Genomic DNA, 15303 nt, shown 5'->3' on the forward strand with positions numbered 1-15303 from the left:
CCGGGCCTGGGCACAATCGCAGCATTGACCTGCAAGGAGCCCAGAATGCATATTGACCCTCGGCACCCGGAAGCCCCGCCTGTGAAAGACCCCGCCCCGGTGCAACCCCCACCGGTGCCCACGCCTGGCATTCCATCACCCATCCAGGAGTAGCGCTGGGCATGGCGTGCCCGTGCAGCGGCCACTTGGGCGTATGATCGCGCTCTTTGTGGGTCTACGGGCGGGCGACAACGATGCGCATTTTGCTGATTGAAGACGAGCAGGAGATGGCCGCCTGGCTGGTGCGCGCCCTCAAGCAATCGAATATCGAAGCAGTGCATGCCTCACAGGCTGCGATGGCCACGCGCCTGCTGCCCGATGGCCGCTTTGACGTGGTGGTGCTCGATCTGCAGCTGCCCGACCAGCATGGCTTTGACTGGCTGTCGGCGATGCGAGCGCAGGGCCACCGTGAGCCGGTGCTGGTGCTGACCGCGCAAGGAGCGGTGCAGGACCGGGTCGAAGGCCTGCACCGGGGCGCCGATGACTACCTGACCAAGCCATTTGAAGTGGCCGAACTGGAGGCGCGCCTGGCCGCGCTGCACCGGCGCAGCCAGGGGCGGGCCCAGGCGATGCAGCAATGCGGCTCGCTGCGCTATGACAGCAACCACCGCACCTTCTGGCTGGCCGAGCAGATGCTGGCGCTGACCCCGCGCGAGCATGCGGCGCTGGAGGCGCTGATGGCGCGCACCGGCGCGCCGGTGGGCAAGTCCAAGTTGACAGCCAAGGTCTTCCCGCAGGACAGCAGCGTGAGCCCCGATGCCATCGAGCAGGTGCTGCACCGGGTGCGGCGCAAGCTGGCGGGCGGTGACGTGCATATCGTGACGGTGCGCGGCCTGGGCTATATGCTCGAAACCCTGGTGCCCAAGGGCCCGGGCAGCACACTTTCTTCCTGAATCCGATGCGCCCGCGCCTGCGCTCCTCCAACGGCCTGCGTCTGCGCCTGCTGTGGGTGCTGGTGCCCGTGCTGATGGGCCTGCTGGTGCTCGACAGCTGGCGCGACAGCGTCAGCCTGGCGCGCGAGCTGGAGCGGGCCTATGACCAGAGCCTGCTGGAGCCCGCCCAGGCGCTGTCGGACAACCTGCGCTGGGACAACGACGGCCAGCTGAGCCTGGACGAGCCGCTGCACATCATCTCGATGTTCGAGGTGCTCAGCAGCCGGCGCAAGTTCTTGCGCGTGCAGCTGCAGACGCCCGACGGCACGCAGCAGCGCCTGCTGCTGGGTGCCGCCGAGTTCCCCGAGCCCGCGCATGACCCGGCCGACCCCAGCCGCCCCTTTCGCGCTGCTGACGATGGCACGCGGGTGTCGTATGCCGCCGAGGTGGACCACCAGCCGGTGCGGGTGCTGGCGCTGCTGCGGGTACTGCACGACCAGTCGGGCCAGGAGTGGCGCGTGCTGATCCAGACCGCACAGACCAGCGCCGGCATCGAGCGCACGGTGCGCGGCCTGATGTGGGACAGCCTGCTGCGCGATGGCCGCACCTTGCTCGTCCTGGTGCTGGTGGTGTGGCTGGGTGTGGCCTGGGGCCTGCGGCCGCTCCAGGCGCTGCGCCGGGCGGTGCAGCAGCGCCGCAGCGATGACCTGCAGCCGCTGGCCACCGAGGCTGTGCCCGGCGAGGTGCGGCCCCTGGTCGATGCGATGAACCTGCACCTGGCGCAGCAGCGCGATGCACTGGCCCAGCAGCGCCAGTTTCTGGCCGATGCCTCGCACCAGCTGCGCACGCCGCTGGCCATTCTGAGCACGCAGGCCGGCTATGCGCTGCGTGAGACCGACCCCGACGCCGTGCAGGCCACGTTGCGCAGCATGCTGCAGCAGCTGCAGCGGGGCCGCCGCGTGTCTGAACAGTTGCTGGCGCTGGCCCATGCCAGCCAGCCGGCATCTCCCCAGGCGCTGGACGGCGCGGTCTGCGACGCCAATGCGGTCGCGCGCGAGGTGGTGCTGGCCTACCTGCCACTGGCGCTCGACAAGCAGCAAGACCTGGGATGGACCGATGTACGCGGCCAGGATTTTGAGGGCGATGCCGAAGGCGAGACCGACCCGGGCGCGGCGATGGCTGCACCGGTGCAGGCGGCCGCCACCGCTGTCTATGAGCTGCTGGCCAACCTGGTGCACAACGCGATTGCCTACACACCTGCCGGGGGCCGCATCAATGTGTCGGTGCAGCGCGAGGGTGCCTGGGTGGAGATCCGTGTGCAGGACAACGGCCCCGGCATTGCGCCCGAGGACCGCGAGCGCGCCTTTGCGCGCTTCAGCCGCTTGCAGGCCGATGCGGCGTTGGCGCCGGAAGGATCGGGCCTGGGACTGGCCATCGCCCGGGCCTATGTGCAGCGCTTCCATGGCGACTTGCTGCTGCAGGACGGCGATGCCAGCGATGGCGCGGCTGGCCGGGGGCTCACCGCGCTGGTGCGCCTGCCGCTGGCTCCCGATCCGGCCTGAGCGCACTGTCCTTTGCGGGACTGTTTTGGCTAAGTAGATTTACGTATTTTGAGGCGCTGCCCGGCGTTTGGCAGCTGTTTGGCAGCTTCGTTTTCTAGACTTTCCGCGCAAGTTGTAAGAAAAGGAGACGAATATGGGTCAACACAGGTCCACCCTTGCGGGTGTGCAGGGGCGCCGGGCGCCCGCCAAGGAGCGGCCATGAGCACCGGCGGCAAGAGCTACAACAAGGATTACTACGGCGGCGCGCTGATGGTCCTGATCGGTGGCAGCGCTGCCTATGCGGCACAAGGCTACAACATCGGCTCGCTGGCCCACATGGGTCCGGGCTACTTCCCATTTGCGATCGGCGTTCTGCTGGCCCTGACGGGGGTGCTGATCGCGCTGAACGCCAAGAAAAAAGGCCCCGGTGACGATGCGGCACTGGTCGGACACAAGCACGAGATTCCGGATTTCCGGGGTGCGGCCTGCATCATTCTGGGCACCATTGCCTTCTACTTCTGTGGCGAATACCTGGGCCTGCTGCCGGCGACCTTTGCCATCGTGTTCATCTGCGCCCTGGGTGACCGCAGCAACAGCGTGATGGCCTGCTTTGTGCTGGCCATGTCGATGATGATCGTCGCCGTGTTGATTTTCTGGTGGGCGCTGCAGGTGCAGATGCCGCTGGTCAGGTGGGGGATGTAAGCCATGGGACAAGCACTGCAAGACCTTTGGTACGGCTTTGGCATCGCCTTCCAGGGCCATAACCTGATGTGGTCGTTCTTCGGCGTGCTGGTGGGCAACCTGATCGGCGTGTTGCCGGGCATGGGCGCGCTGTCGGCGATCTCGATTCTGCTGCCACTGACCTACACCATGCATCCGGTGCCTGCAATCCTGATGCTGGCCGGTATCTTCTATGGTTCGCAGTACGGTGGCGCGATTGGCGCGATCTTGCTGAACCTGCCATCGCACCCGCCCCATGCCGTGACCTGCCTGGACGGCTACCCGATGACCAAGAAGGGCAAGGGCGGAACCGCGCTCGGCATCACGATGATCTGCTCGTTCTTTGCCGCGTCGGTCGGCATCATCGTGATGATCTTCGCCTCGCCGCTGCTGACCACGATCGCGTTCAAGTTCGGCCCCGCCGAGCTGTTCTCCATCATGCTGCTGGGCCTGCTCGCGGGCTCGACGATGTCGCGCGGCTCGCCGCTCAAGGGTGTGGCGATGACCTTGTTCGGCCTGCTCTGTGGCGTGGTCGGTACCGACGTGAACAGCGGCACCTTCCGCTTCGCGTTCGACCTGCCTGATCTGAGCGATGGCCTGGAGATGGTGGCCGTGGCGATGGGCTTGTTCGGTATTGCCGACTTCCTGCTCAACGTCAACAAGATGAAGGCGATCACCAGCAATACCAAGATGCGCATCCGTGACATGCGGCCCTCGATGGCCGAGCTCAAGGAAGCGTTCTGGCCGATGGTGCGCGGCACCACGGTGGGCACGCTGTTTGGCGCCATGCCCGGCACCGGGCCGACGATCACCACCTTCATTGCCTACGCGCTGGAGCAAAAGGTGGCCAAGGACCCGAGCCGTTTTGGTACCGGCATGATCGCTGGCGTCGCAGCCCCCGAGGCCTCGGCGCACTCGAAGACCCAGGTGGACTTCATCCCGACGATGAGTCTGGGCATCCCTGGCGACGCCGTGATGGCACTGCTGCTGGGCGCGCTGCTGATCCAGGGCATCCAGCCCGGCCCGCAGCTGATCACCGAGCATCCGGACATTTTCTGGGGCCTGATCGCCAGCTTCTGGATTGGCAATGTGATCCTGATGATTCTGAACGTGCCGCTGATCGGTGTCTGGGTCAAGATGCTGGCCGTGCCTTACAAGTACCTGTTCCCGTCAGCAATGTTCTTCATTGCGGTCGGGGTATTCACCACGCAGAACAGCCTGTTCCATATCTGGGAGGTGCTGGCCTTTGGCATCATCGGTGCGGTGTTGATGGTGCTGGACTTCTCGGTGGCGCCGATCATGCTGGGCTTTGTGCTCGGCCCGATGATGGAAGAGAACTTCCGCCGCGCGCTGCTGCTGTCCCGGGGTGACATGATGGTATTCATGCAGCGCCCGATCAGCGCCACCTTTGTCTGCATCAGCGTCTTCCTGCTGGCTGCCGTGACCTGGTCGACCTGGCGCAAGCGCTCCAGCGTGGGCAAGGTGGCGCAGGCCATCGCGCAAGAGACCTCTGGGGCGGGCGTCGTGGCGGCCAAGTAAGCGTCTGCTGCCCCTGCAAAAACCGCTCTCAGGAGCGGTTTTTGCATTTTTACGCTGGCGGAAATCAGCGCTGCAGCTGGGAGAATTCGCGCTCCACATCGGCATGGGCCTGCTGCATCGTGGCCGACGGTGGCGGCCCCATGCGGCTCACGGCCACGGCGGCGATCCATGCAAACACAAAGCCCGGGATGATCTCGTACAGACCCAGCCAGCCAAGCTGCTTCCAGACCAGCACGGTGACAGCGCCAACGATGATGCCGGCCAGTGCGCCGCCTCGCGTCATGCGGCCCCAGAACAGCGACAGGATGATGACCGGACCAAAGGCCGCACCAAACCCCGCCCAGGCATAGCTCACCATGCCCAGCACCTTGGCTTCGGGATTGCTGGCGATGGCAATGGCAATCAGCGCCACGAGCAGCACCATCGCGCGGCCCACCCAGACCAGCTCGCTCTGGCTGGCCTGCTTGCGCAGGAACACGCGGTAGATGTCTTCGGTCAGCGCGCTGGAGCAGACCAGCAACTGGCAGGACAGGGTGCTCATCACCGCAGCCAGAATGGCGGCCAGCAGCGCACCCGCAATCCAGGGGTTGAACAGCTGCTTGGTGATCTCCATGAACACGGTCTCGGCATTGGCGTTCACGGCGGCTGCACCTTCAGGGTGGGCCGCGAAGTACGGAATGCCGATGAAGCCCACGGCCACCGCACCGCCCAGGCACAGCACCATCCAGGTCATGCTGATGCGGCGCGCCGCCGGAATGGTCTGCACCGACGAGGCGGCCATGAAACGCACGAGGATGTGCGGCTGGCCAAAGTAGCCCAGTCCCCAGGCCAGCAGCGATACGATGCCCGCAACACTGGCACCGCGCAGCAGGTCGAACTTCTCGGCGCTGACGATGGCATGCAGATCCTGCCCCGGTTGCAGCTGGCCCTGCACCGCCAGCCAGGCGATCACCGGTGCCAGCAGCAGCGCGGTGATCATCAGCGAGGCCTGGATGGTGTCGGTCCAGCTCACAGCCAGAAAGCCGCCAATCAGCACATAGGCGATGGTGCAGGCAGCACCCACCCACAGCGCGGTGGTGTAGGGCATGCCGAACATGTTCTCGAACAGGCGCGCGCCTGCCACGACACCGGAGGCGCAGTACAGGGTGAAGAACACCAGGATCACCAGCGCGGTGACGATGCGAAGCACATTGCTGCGGTCCTCGAAACGGTTGGCCAGGTAGTCCGGCAAGGTCAATGCATTGCCGGCGCGCTCGGTATAGAGGCGCAGGCGCCCCGCCACAAAAAACCAGTTGAGGTAGGCGCCGAAAATCAGGCCGACGGCGATCCAGGACTCGGACAGCCCGGTGGCATAGATGGCACCGGGCAGGCCCATCAGTAGCCAGCCGCTCATGTCGGACGCGCCCGCCGACAGCGCCGTGACAAAACTGCCCAGGCTGCGGCCGCCGAGGATGTAGTCGGACAGGTTCTTGGTGCCCAGGTAACCGAGCCAGCCGATGGCGAGCATGGCCACCAGGTAGATGGCGAACATGATCGCCGTGGGATCGTTCCAGGAAAATTGCATCACTGAGCCTCCATGGTGTTTTGGTATTTCGGGTTTGAAGAGCGAGCGCGTTTCTTGGCGAAAAGCCGGGTCCGCCGGTGCCATGGGTTTGGAATGCTCCCCAGACGGAGGCCGTCAAAGAAAGTCGCCATGGGCCTGGGCTGAACAACGCGCCCGGCCTGCAATATGGCACGGTTGCCCGGTGAAATTAAGCCGGGTTATCTATTTTGATGTGACGATAGGTAAGAAAAAGCCCCTGGCTGGCAGGCCAGGGGCTGACGGCGAAGCAGGCGCCGTGGGAGATCAGGCCGGCAGGAAGCCGTCCACCGACAGGTAGCGTTCGCCGGTGTCATAGGCGAAGCCCAGCACCTTGGCGTTGGGCGGCAGATCGGGCAGTTTCTGCGCGATGGCAGCCAGGGTGGCGCCCGACGAGATGCCGACCAGCAGGCCTTCTTCGCGCGCCGCGCGGCGTGCGTATTCACGGGCGGGCTCGGCATCGACCTGGATCACGCCGTCGAGTACGCTGGTGTCGAGGTTGCGCGGGATAAAGCCGGCGCCAATGCCCTGGATCGGGTGCGGAGCAGGCTGGCCGCCGGAGATGACGGGCGAGGCGGTGGGCTCGACCGCGTAGACCTTGAGCTGGGGGAACTTGGCCTTGAGCACATGGGCCACGCCCGAGAGGTGGCCGCCTGTGCCGACGCCGGTGATCAGCACATCCAGGCCATCGGGGAAATCGGCCAGCACTTCCTGCGCGGTGGTGCGCTCATGCACGGCGGTGTTGGCGGGGTTCTCGAACTGCTGCGGGATCCAGGAGCCAGGGGTCTGCGCGGCCAGTTCCTCGGCGCGGGCGATGGCGCCCTTCATGCCCTTTTCCTTGGGGGTCAGGTCAAAGCTGGCGCCATAGGCCAGCATCAGGCGGCGGCGCTCGATGGACATGCTCTCGGGCATCACCAGGATGAGCTTGTAGCCCTTGACCGCAGCGACCAGCGCCAGGCCCACGCCGGTGTTGCCGCTGGTGGGCTCGATGATGGTGCCGCCGGGCTTGAGCGCGCCGGACTTCTCGGCATCTTCGATCATCGCCAGCGCGATGCGGTCCTTGATGGAGCCGCCCGGATTGCTGCGTTCGGACTTGATCCAGACCTGGGCGCCAGCGCCGAACAAACGGTTGATACGGACCACCGGCGTATTGCCGATGGTGTGCAGAATATTCTCAACTTTCATGGTGCCTCCAGCAGATCAGGATGAACAAGGGGGTGGAAATTGCCGAACCATTGTGACGCAGTTGATCATTCCATCTGGAATATCAATATGCCTAGGATGTTCTTAGCGTCGCCGGCTGCATTCCTTGACGGGCATCAATACCGCCTCCGGCCGTCGGGGCGAAGATGCCTCTGCATGTCATCGCTGTGCAAGGAGGCGGTTTGCTGAGTTTCAACACCACCCTGGTCTTACTGGCCATCTGCTGCGTCAGCCTGTTGCTGGGTTTTTCCTGGCGCGACAAAGGCTGGGCGCCGTGGCTGATGCTGGTATCGGTCTGCGGCCTGCTGGCGCTGATGGCCAGGATCATCTACGACCTGCTGGCGATGGGCTGAGCAGGCCCTGGTTCGCCACCAGGTTCCCTGGCGTCAGGCCGCTGTGCTGGCGCGCGGTTTGGCGCGGCGCAGCGGCGTCTTCCACAGCTCGGCCAGCAGCACACCCAGGATGGTCATCGCGCCGCCGATCCACAGGTAGCTGTGCAACTGCTCCTTGGCCCAGGCCGAGGCGATCAGCGCGGTCAGCAACGGGGTCAGGTTGAAGAACATGATCGAGCGGCTGGGCCCGAGCTTGGCGACGGCCGTCATCCACATCCAGGTGGCAACGATGGATGCCATCGTGCCGGCATAGGCAACCAGGTACCAGTTATCGGCATGGAGGCCGACCTTGGGCGAGGCCAGGTAGAACGGCAGCTGCGCGACCATGGCCACCACCATCTGCAGGTAGAGCAACTGCCAGCTGGGCACGCGCGGCATGGCCCAGCGCTTGAGCAGAATGTTGTAGGCCGCATAGGCCAGGCAGGCCAGCAGCATCAGCAGATCGCCCCGGTTGATGCCCTGGTCCAGCAAGGACCCGGGGTGGCCTTCGCTGATCACCAGCACCACACCGGCAAAGGCCAGCACCGAGCCGAGGGCGCCACCGGCCGTCAGCACCTGGCCGAGCAGGCCCACGCAGATGCCCAGCACCACCAAGGGCGACAGGGTCAGGATGATGCCCATGTGCGTGGCGGTGGTGTAGGCGGCGGCAAAGTACGCGCAGCTTTGGTAGACCACCATGCCGAGTACGCCCAGCACCAGGATCTGGCCGGCATGGCCCCGGATGGCCTCGCGGTTGCGCCAGACTGCCGGCAGCAGCACGGGGGTGACCAGCAGCACCGCCAGCACCCAGCGCAGAAAGCCGATTTCAATCGGCGCAATGGCGCCAGCGGCCTGTTTGCTGACAACGGTGTTGCCCGACCAGATCAAGACCGCCAGCAGCGGATACAGGTATTGCATATCTCAAGCATTCAAAAACATCTGGCTGCTATCATCGCCGTGGCGGGTTTAAAGCCTATAGCTGCAATCAGACATTTAAAGCACCAAGCCAGACATATTGCGCGGTGCGGCAGGCAAGGAGGCCGCGATGGCGACAGGCCAGGCACTGAAAATTTACGACGTGGATGCCGAGACGGCGCCCTATCTGGTGCGCTACGACGAGTTTGCCGCCGGCAGTTTTGCCGATGCGCACAGCCACCGGCCCGGCCACCTGAACTACACATCGCATGGCACGATGACCATCGTCACTCAGGGGCGGAGCCTGGTGGCACCGCCGCAGTACGGCATCTGGATTCCGCCGGCGGTGGAGCACAACTGCTATGTGCCGCAGGCGGCCGTCTACCGCTCGTTTTATGTGCAGCCGGCGCTGTGCACAGGCCTTCCCGAGCAGGCCTGCATCATCCGCATCAGCGCCATTGCGCGCAGCATCCTCGCCGATCTGGCACAGCGCGACATACGCCGGCCATCAACGGCCGAGGACCTGCGCCTGGCCGAGGTCATGGTGGACCAGCTGCGGCTGGCGCCGCCCGAGCACAGCTTTCTGCCATCGGCCCAGTCCAAGGCGCTGGTGGCCGTGCTCGATGCCCTCAAGGCCGAGCCTGGCAGCCGCCGCACGATGGCCGATTGGGCGGCTTCGGTGCATATGACCGAGCGGACCTTGGCGCGCCACTGCCACCAGGAGCTGGGCATGGGCCTGGCCGAATGGCGCCAGCGCCTGCGCCACCTCTGCGCGGTGGATGCGCTGGGCCAGGGCCGGACGGTGCAGGAGATCGCCTTTGACCTGGGCTACAGCACGGCCTCGGCTTTTATCGCGATGTTCCAGCGCGCTGCGGGCATGCCGCCCGAGCAGTTCCGGCGCGAGTTCGGCAACGCGGTGGCCGAATAGGGCGGCGGTTGGCCGTTTATCCTGGCAGCGGCCTGCAGTTTTTGCCCGGCTGGCGCGGGCGGCTGCCATTCGGTGGAATAATCACGCCTGTGAAGCCTGCCAGACCGCCGCTGGTGCTAGTGCCGAAAGGCCGCACTGGAGGAACGTCCGGACTGCACAGGACAGCGTAGCAGCTAACGGCTGCCCACCGTGAGGTGAGGATCAGAGCAACAGAGACGAGTCCGGGGGGCGTACCGCAAGGTAAACCACCCGGGGTGAAACGGGCAATCTCTACGCGCAGCAATACCAAGTAGGCCAGCGTTGATGTGGTTCCGCAGAGTTGGCGGGTAGGTAGCGTCGAGCCGTGGTGGTGACACCCGGCCCAGAGTAATGGCGGTCACGCCTGGGGCAACCCGGGTGCACAGAATCCGGCTTATCGGCAGACTTCACACTTTGATAACGACAGCGGCCACCGATGTAGATCGGTGGCCGTTTTGTCATTCTGATCAATCTTTTTTGCGCGCGCGCGGATGGGCCTGGTCGTAGACCTGGGCCAGGTGCTGAAAATCGAGCCGGGTGTAGACCTGGGTGGTGGTAATGCTGGCGTGGCCCAGCAACTCCTGCACCGCGCGCAAATCCTGGCTGGACTGCAGCACATGGCTGGCAAAGGAATGGCGCAGCATATGCGGGTGCACCGGCGTGGTCATGCCGGCGACCAGGCTGCGCTCGCGCAGGCGCTGCCAGACGCTGGCGGCCGACAGGCGGGCGCCGCGCACACCGATGAACAAGGCTGCATCGCAGGGCGCGACCTGGTCACGCACGGCCAGCCAGGCCTGCAGCGCCACCAGCGCCGCCTTGCCCACGGGCACCACACGGCGCTTGCTGCCCTTGCCCAGCACATGGGCCTCGGCTGCCTCCATATCGATCCAGCCCAGCGCCTGCACGCTGGCAGCGGTATCCAGGCCCACGAGCTCGCCCACGCGCAGGCCGCTGCCATACATCAGCTCGACCATGGCACTGTCGCGGGTCTGCACCCAGGGGTCGCCCTGCGCATGGCTGGCTTCGGAAAAGCGCACCGCATCGTCAACGGACAAGGCCTTGGGCAAGGGTTTCGGAGATTTAGGGGCGCGCACATCCTGCACCGGGTTGCGCTCGACCAGGCCTTCGCGGCCAGCCCAGTTGAAAAAGCCGCGCCAGCCGCTCAGGATCAGCGCAATGCCACGGCCACTGCGGCCTGCGGCATGCATCTGCGCGACAAAGCGGCGGATATGCTGGGGCCCCAGTTGCAGTACCTCGGTGTGGGCCTCGGCCGCCATGGCCGACAGGCGCTGCAAATCCAGCGTGTAGAGCGTGTGTGTGCGTGGCGCCAGCCGCTTTTGCACGCGCACATGCTCCAGGTACTGGAGCATGGGGGCGCTGAGCGCGGCGGCGTCCATGGGCCTAGCGCAGGCGGCAGAGCACGCTGGCGGCAATCTCGCCAATGCGCTCGAGCAGATCGGTGTCCATGTCGGCCTGGAAGCGGGCCGGGTCGGGCGAGCCCAGCACCAGCAGGCCCCAGGCGGGGGTGTCACCCAGGATGGCGCCGTCGCGCAGCGGCAGCAGCACCACCGACTGCACCTGCGCGCTGTCGGGCAGCCAGCCGGCCGGCTCGACGCCGACATTGGGGCCGCAGTAGGGGGTGGACAGCGAGCTCGCAAAGCTGCGCGCATCGGCGCTCACGCCCTGGGCGAAGGGCTCGTTCAGGTAGGTTTCGGCCACATCCCAGAGCCGCAGCGCGACCTGGGGCACCTCGAAGTGCTGCATCAGGCTGTCGGCAATCACCTCGGGCAGCTGCAGCGGGTTGCGGGTCTTGACGACATCGCAGGTCCAGTGGTGGATGCGGTCAATCGTGTGGTGGTTCTGGCTGCCGTTGCGCATCATGTCCATGATGCGGTGCTCCAGGCCCTTGATCTTGTCGCGCAGCATCTCGGCCTGGCGCTCCTGCAGGCTGACGGTGCGGTTGCCGTAGGGGCTGACCATGTGCACGCCGGTCAGCACCTGGGCCTGGCGCTCGAAGAAATCCGGTGTCTGCACCAGGAACTCGGCAATGTCTTCTTCGGTAATGGGGGGAACCTGGTTGTTGTTTGCGCTCATCGGTCTCTCTCGTATCGGCTGCTCGCCGTCTCCTCAATCGGTAGCCGCAAGGTGCAGCGCCGTGCCTAGTCCGGAATGCGGATCTCACCTTCGAACACGGTCGTGGCCGGGCCGGTCATCATCACCGGGTCGGCGGCCTGGCCGCTCCAGGCGATGGTCAGCAGTCCGCCCCGGGTCTGCACATCCACCGGGCTTTGCAGCAGGCCCAGCTCGATGCCGGCCACCACCGCCGCGCAGGCGCCGGTACCGCAGGCCAGGGTCTCGCCGGTGCCGCGCTCAAACACCCGCAGCCGCACCTGGTGCGCCGTCTGCACCTGCAGAAAGCCGACATTCACGCGTTCGGGAAAACGGGGATGGGACTCCAGCACGGGGCCCTGGGAGGCGACCGGCGCAGTGTCCACATCGTCGACCAGCATCACCGCATGCGGGTTGCCCATGGACACGGGTACGACGAACACGGTGGTGGGATCGGCCGGCACTTGCAGCGCCAGCGGCCATTTCTGGGTGTGGTGCTGGGCCACCGGCGTGAGGCCGCTGGTGTTGAAGGGCACGTCTTCGGGCACCAGGCGGGGCTGGCCCATGTTGACGGTGACGCGGCCGTCCGCCATCAGCTCGGGGGCGATCACGCCTTTTTGGGTCTGAACCCGGATAGCGCGCTTGTCGGTCAGGCCCTTGTCATAGACAAAACGTGCAAAACAGCGCGCGCCGTTGCCACATTGCTCCACCTCGCCGCCATCGGCGTTGTGGATGATGTATTCAAAATCCACCCCAGGGGCGGGCGAGGGCCGCACAGTCAGGATCTGGTCGGCACCAACGCCAAAATGGCGGTCGGCCAGAAAGCGGTACTGGTCGGCACGCAAACCCAGCGGGCCGGCGGTCTCGTCGAGCACGACAAAATCATTGCCGGCGCCTTGCATCTTGGTAAAACGGATGTCCATCTGCGTATTATCGCTTTTTGGGCCCGGCCGGCTGCACTGCGGGACAGAGGGCCCCATTACCCGCACCGCGCCCCGAGGTTGCAGATGCGGACAGTCTGGGGCAATGCCGTCCTTGCCGGCCCTGCGCGTGACACGGGCCAGCCATGCAAGTGTTGATAATGGGCCCATGACCCGTACCAGCCAGCTCCTCCATGTGCAACGCGAGCCCGCGCCGGCCCGCGCAGCCGCCACGGCCCTGTTCTTGCGCGATGCGCCCGATCCTGATGCGGGGCCCGGCGCCACCCGGCTGGAGGTGCTGATGTCGCGCCGCTCCGACCAGGCGCGCTTTGCCGCCGGGCACTATGTCTTCCCCGGAGGGGCTGTGGATGCCAGTGATGCCCAGCACCACGACCTGTTGGCGCGCCGCACGGCGCAAACCACCGAGGAGCTGACCTACGCCCAGGCCGCCATCCGCGAGAGCCTGGAGGAGATGGGCGTGCTGCTGGCCCGCCACGCCGATGGCCGCTGGGCCAGCCAGGCCGAGGTGGCCAGCATTGACCGCAGCCAGCCTCTGCTGCCGCAGTGCGCGGCGCTGGGCTTGACCTTGGCCGCCGATGTGTTGTGGCCGTTGGCACGCTGGACGGCGGCGCAGGAAATACCGATCCGTTTCGACGTGCCTTTTTTGGTGGCGCGCATGCCGCAGGGGCAGGAAGCGGTGACCGATGACACCGAACAGTTCGAGCCGCTGTGGGTGCACCCGGCGCAGGCCTTGCAGCGCGCGGCCGACGGGCAGATGACGGTAATGTTCCCTACCCGGGTGACCCTGGAGCGCCTGGCCGCCTATCCCACGGTGCAGGCCCTGCTCGATGTGCTGCAGGCGCTGCAGCAGGTGCAGCCCGGCCAATGGCTCTGGCAGTCGATGCCGCGTGGCGCGATGGTCGATGGCGAGGTGCGCCGCTTTATGGAACACGAAACCGCCTACGGCGAGCTGGCCCTGGTCTGCCCCGATGGCCAGCTGCACCATGCAGTGGGCTGGCAGAGCGAACAGCCGGTGCCGTTGCTGAAGAACGTGCAGCGCCTGACGGCCGACAATGGCGGCACGATGACCGGCCCGGGCACCAACACCTACCTGGTCGGTGACGCCGAGACCGGCTACATCGTGGTCGACCCCGGCCCCAGGCCGCAGCCGCAGGACGACCCGCACCTGGCGCGCATCATGGCCGCCACCGGTGGCGATATCCGCGCCATCGTCTGCACCCATTCGCATGCCGACCATTCCCCTGGTGCGGCGCCACTGCAGGCGCTGGTAGTGCAGTCGGGCCGCAACAAGCCGCTGATCTGGGGATTGGCCTCTGCCTGCACCGCCCGCGCGGGCAGCCAGTTCACGCCGGACCAGGAACTGCAGGACGGCCAGGTGCTGCAGCTGGGCCACCCCAGCGACCCGGCGCGCAGCCACAGCCTGCGGGTGCTGCACACCCCCGGCCATGCTGCCAACCATGTCTGTCTGGTGCTGCAGGAAGACGGCCTGCTGTTCAGCGGCGACCATATCCTCAACGGCAGCACCACCGTGGTGGACCCGCCAGACGGCAATATGCGCCTGTACCTGGCCTCGCTGGCCAAGCTGGCCCAGGTCTGCGAGCAAGACCAGATCGACTTCATCCTGCCGGCCCACGGCTATGTGCTGGCTCAGCCGCTGCAGGTGATAGCCAAGCTGCATGCCCACCGCATGGCGCGCGAAGAAAAGGTGCGCCAGGCCATGGCGCAAGCGCCCGATGGCACGCCGGAGGACTGGGTGGCGATCGCCTATGCCGACACACCCGAGCGGCTGTGGCCGGTGGCCAAGCGCTCACTGCTGGCGCATGTGGAGCATATTCGCGGGATGTGAGGAAGGCTTGGGCGTTACGCCCAAGCTCGTTTAGAGTTTGGGGATCTTGATGCGGCTGATCATCAGCGAGCCCGACACGGCAAACAGCAGCACCAGCGGGTGCAGGGTGAAGCCGCCGATCAGTACCTTGCCGAACCACAGATCGGCCCGCACCGCATTCATGGCGGCGGCCAGCGCCAGCAGCGCGACCAGCACGATCGACGTGGGGATGGGGGTGCCTTCAAAGTACTTCACCTTGCCCGAGGGACCCTCCGACAGCGACTCTGCGGTGACGTTGTAGCGCGCCAGGCGCGAGACGCCGCAGGCCACAAAGTAGCCCAGCACGATGCGGTCCCACATGCCTTGCATGCCGCAGGCATAGGCAATGATGGCAGGTGCCACACCGAAGGAGATCACATCGGCCAGCGAATCGAGCTCGCGGCCCATCGCCGATGATTTTTGCCGCCAGCGTGCAATGCGGCCATCAAAGATATCGAAGATCAGTGCGGCCAGCACCAGGGCGGCGGCAAAGTAGATATGCCGGCGGTCCGAGGTTTCCAGAAAGGTCATCGCCGAGAACAGCGCGCCGACGCCGCAGACGGCATTGCCCAGGGTGAACCAGTCTGCGAGGTGGAACTCGCGAATCATCGAAAAGCGTTTGTGTGGACTATTCATGGAAGATGGTGTCTGCGGCTCAAATGCA

Annotated in this window: 14 protein-coding genes and 1 other RNA gene; 8 read left to right on the forward strand and 7 right to left on the reverse strand. The window is 65.8% G+C overall.

Going from position 1 to position 15303, the window contains the following annotated elements:
- Positions 1-233 precede the first annotated feature (233 nt).
- The 4 genes from MJ205_RS00140 to MJ205_RS00155 all read left to right on the forward strand — a co-directional run bounded on the left by MJ205_RS00140 (position 234) and on the right by MJ205_RS00155 (position 4711).
- Positions 234-932, forward strand: a complete 699-nt coding sequence (locus tag MJ205_RS00140; protein WP_239810644.1) for a response regulator — start codon at positions 234-236, stop codon at positions 930-932.
- Positions 933-937: 5 nt separating this feature from the next.
- Entirely contained in the window at positions 938-2473 is a 1536-nt protein-coding gene (locus tag MJ205_RS00145) for a sensor histidine kinase (RefSeq protein ID WP_239810645.1), read from the forward strand.
- Between the two features lie 198 nt (positions 2474-2671).
- On the forward strand, positions 2672-3154 hold the full coding sequence (locus MJ205_RS00150; protein ID WP_239810646.1) for a tripartite tricarboxylate transporter TctB family protein: 483 nt from the start codon (positions 2672-2674) through the stop codon (positions 3152-3154).
- 3 nt (positions 3155-3157) lie between these two features.
- Positions 3158-4711 carry a tripartite tricarboxylate transporter permease gene (locus tag MJ205_RS00155; protein ID WP_239810647.1) on the forward strand — a complete coding sequence of 518 codons (1554 nt, stop codon included), beginning with the start codon at positions 3158-3160 and terminating at the stop codon, positions 4709-4711.
- Between the two features lie 64 nt (positions 4712-4775).
- Here MJ205_RS00155 and putP read toward each other — a convergent pair whose 3' ends face one another.
- Together putP and cysK are read right to left on the reverse strand one after the other, a co-directional pair.
- Positions 4776-6275 carry a sodium/proline symporter PutP gene (gene putP / locus MJ205_RS00160; RefSeq protein ID WP_239810648.1) on the reverse strand — a complete coding sequence of 500 codons (1500 nt, stop codon included), beginning with the start codon at positions 6273-6275 and terminating at the stop codon, positions 4776-4778.
- A 282-nt stretch (positions 6276-6557) separates the two neighbouring features.
- Positions 6558-7475, reverse strand: a complete 918-nt coding sequence (gene cysK / locus MJ205_RS00165) for a cysteine synthase A (protein WP_239810649.1) — start codon at positions 7473-7475, stop codon at positions 6558-6560.
- A gap of 200 nt (positions 7476-7675) precedes the next feature.
- Here cysK and MJ205_RS00170 point away from each other — a divergent pair, with 200 nt between their 5' ends.
- On the forward strand, positions 7676-7846 hold the full coding sequence (locus MJ205_RS00170; protein WP_239810650.1) for a hypothetical protein: 171 nt from the start codon (positions 7676-7678) through the stop codon (positions 7844-7846).
- Between the two features lie 33 nt (positions 7847-7879).
- Here MJ205_RS00170 and MJ205_RS00175 read toward each other — a convergent pair whose 3' ends face one another.
- A complete protein-coding gene (locus MJ205_RS00175) occupies positions 7880-8782 on the reverse strand; it encodes a DMT family transporter (RefSeq protein ID WP_239810651.1) in 903 nt (300 codons plus the stop codon).
- Between the two features lie 127 nt (positions 8783-8909).
- Here MJ205_RS00175 and MJ205_RS00180 point away from each other — a divergent pair, with 127 nt between their 5' ends.
- Positions 8910-9707: an AraC family transcriptional regulator gene (locus MJ205_RS00180; protein ID WP_239810652.1), complete on the forward strand. Its 798-nt coding sequence runs from the start codon at positions 8910-8912 to the stop codon at positions 9705-9707.
- A gap of 91 nt (positions 9708-9798) precedes the next feature.
- Positions 9799-10138: RNase P RNA component class A (gene rnpB, locus MJ205_RS00185), an RNA gene on the forward strand.
- A 54-nt stretch (positions 10139-10192) separates the two neighbouring features.
- Here the strand turns inward: rnpB and MJ205_RS00190 are convergent.
- The 3 genes from MJ205_RS00190 to dapF form a co-directional block, all read right to left on the reverse strand.
- A complete protein-coding gene (locus MJ205_RS00190) occupies positions 10193-11122 on the reverse strand; it encodes a tyrosine recombinase XerC (protein WP_239810653.1) in 930 nt (309 codons plus the stop codon).
- 4 nt (positions 11123-11126) lie between these two features.
- Positions 11127-11819: a DUF484 family protein gene (locus MJ205_RS00195; RefSeq protein ID WP_239810654.1), complete on the reverse strand. Its 693-nt coding sequence runs from the start codon at positions 11817-11819 to the stop codon at positions 11127-11129.
- Positions 11820-11884: 65 nt separating this feature from the next.
- The gene (dapF, locus tag MJ205_RS00200; protein WP_239810655.1) at positions 11885-12757 is read right to left on the reverse strand and encodes a diaminopimelate epimerase; all 873 of its coding nucleotides are present in this window, start codon (positions 12755-12757) and stop codon (positions 11885-11887) included.
- A gap of 166 nt (positions 12758-12923) precedes the next feature.
- Here dapF and MJ205_RS00205 point away from each other — a divergent pair, with 166 nt between their 5' ends.
- Positions 12924-14621 (forward strand): MBL fold metallo-hydrolase, encoded by a 1698-nt coding sequence (locus tag MJ205_RS00205; RefSeq protein WP_239810656.1) that lies wholly within the window; start codon positions 12924-12926, stop codon positions 14619-14621.
- A gap of 30 nt (positions 14622-14651) precedes the next feature.
- On the opposite strand, the gene pssA is transcribed toward MJ205_RS00205, so the two are convergent.
- Positions 14652-15275 (reverse strand): CDP-diacylglycerol--serine O-phosphatidyltransferase, encoded by a 624-nt coding sequence (gene pssA / locus MJ205_RS00210; protein ID WP_239810657.1) that lies wholly within the window; start codon positions 15273-15275, stop codon positions 14652-14654.
- Positions 15276-15303: the final 28 nt, after the last annotated feature.

The organism is Comamonas sp. B21-038, from assembly GCF_022387135.1.
GTDB classification, from domain to species: Bacteria; Pseudomonadota; Gammaproteobacteria; order Burkholderiales; family Burkholderiaceae_C; genus Comamonas; species Comamonas sediminis.

Coding starts and splice junctions, on each gene's coding strand:
- MJ205_RS00180 (WP_239810652.1), top strand. CDS start 8,910: ATGGCGACAGGCCAGGCACTGAAAATTTACGACGTGGATGCCGAGACG.
- putP (WP_239810648.1), bottom strand. CDS start 6,275: ATGCAATTTTCCTGGAACGATCCCACGGCGATCATGTTCGCCATCTAC.
- MJ205_RS00155 (WP_239810647.1), top strand. CDS start 3,158: ATGGGACAAGCACTGCAAGACCTTTGGTACGGCTTTGGCATCGCCTTC.
- MJ205_RS00175 (WP_239810651.1), bottom strand. CDS start 8,782: ATGCAATACCTGTATCCGCTGCTGGCGGTCTTGATCTGGTCGGGCAAC.
- MJ205_RS00150 (WP_239810646.1), top strand. CDS start 2,672: ATGAGCACCGGCGGCAAGAGCTACAACAAGGATTACTACGGCGGCGCG.
- MJ205_RS00190 (WP_239810653.1), bottom strand. CDS start 11,122: ATGGACGCCGCCGCGCTCAGCGCCCCCATGCTCCAGTACCTGGAGCAT.
- pssA (WP_239810657.1), bottom strand. CDS start 15,275: ATGAATAGTCCACACAAACGCTTTTCGATGATTCGCGAGTTCCACCTC.
- MJ205_RS00140 (WP_239810644.1), top strand. CDS start 234: ATGCGCATTTTGCTGATTGAAGACGAGCAGGAGATGGCCGCCTGGCTG.
- MJ205_RS00195 (WP_239810654.1), bottom strand. CDS start 11,819: ATGAGCGCAAACAACAACCAGGTTCCCCCCATTACCGAAGAAGACATT.
- MJ205_RS00205 (WP_239810656.1), top strand. CDS start 12,924: ATGACCCGTACCAGCCAGCTCCTCCATGTGCAACGCGAGCCCGCGCCG.
- MJ205_RS00145 (WP_239810645.1), top strand. CDS start 938: ATGCGCCCGCGCCTGCGCTCCTCCAACGGCCTGCGTCTGCGCCTGCTG.
- cysK (WP_239810649.1), bottom strand. CDS start 7,475: ATGAAAGTTGAGAATATTCTGCACACCATCGGCAATACGCCGGTGGTC.
- dapF (WP_239810655.1), bottom strand. CDS start 12,757: ATGGACATCCGTTTTACCAAGATGCAAGGCGCCGGCAATGATTTTGTC.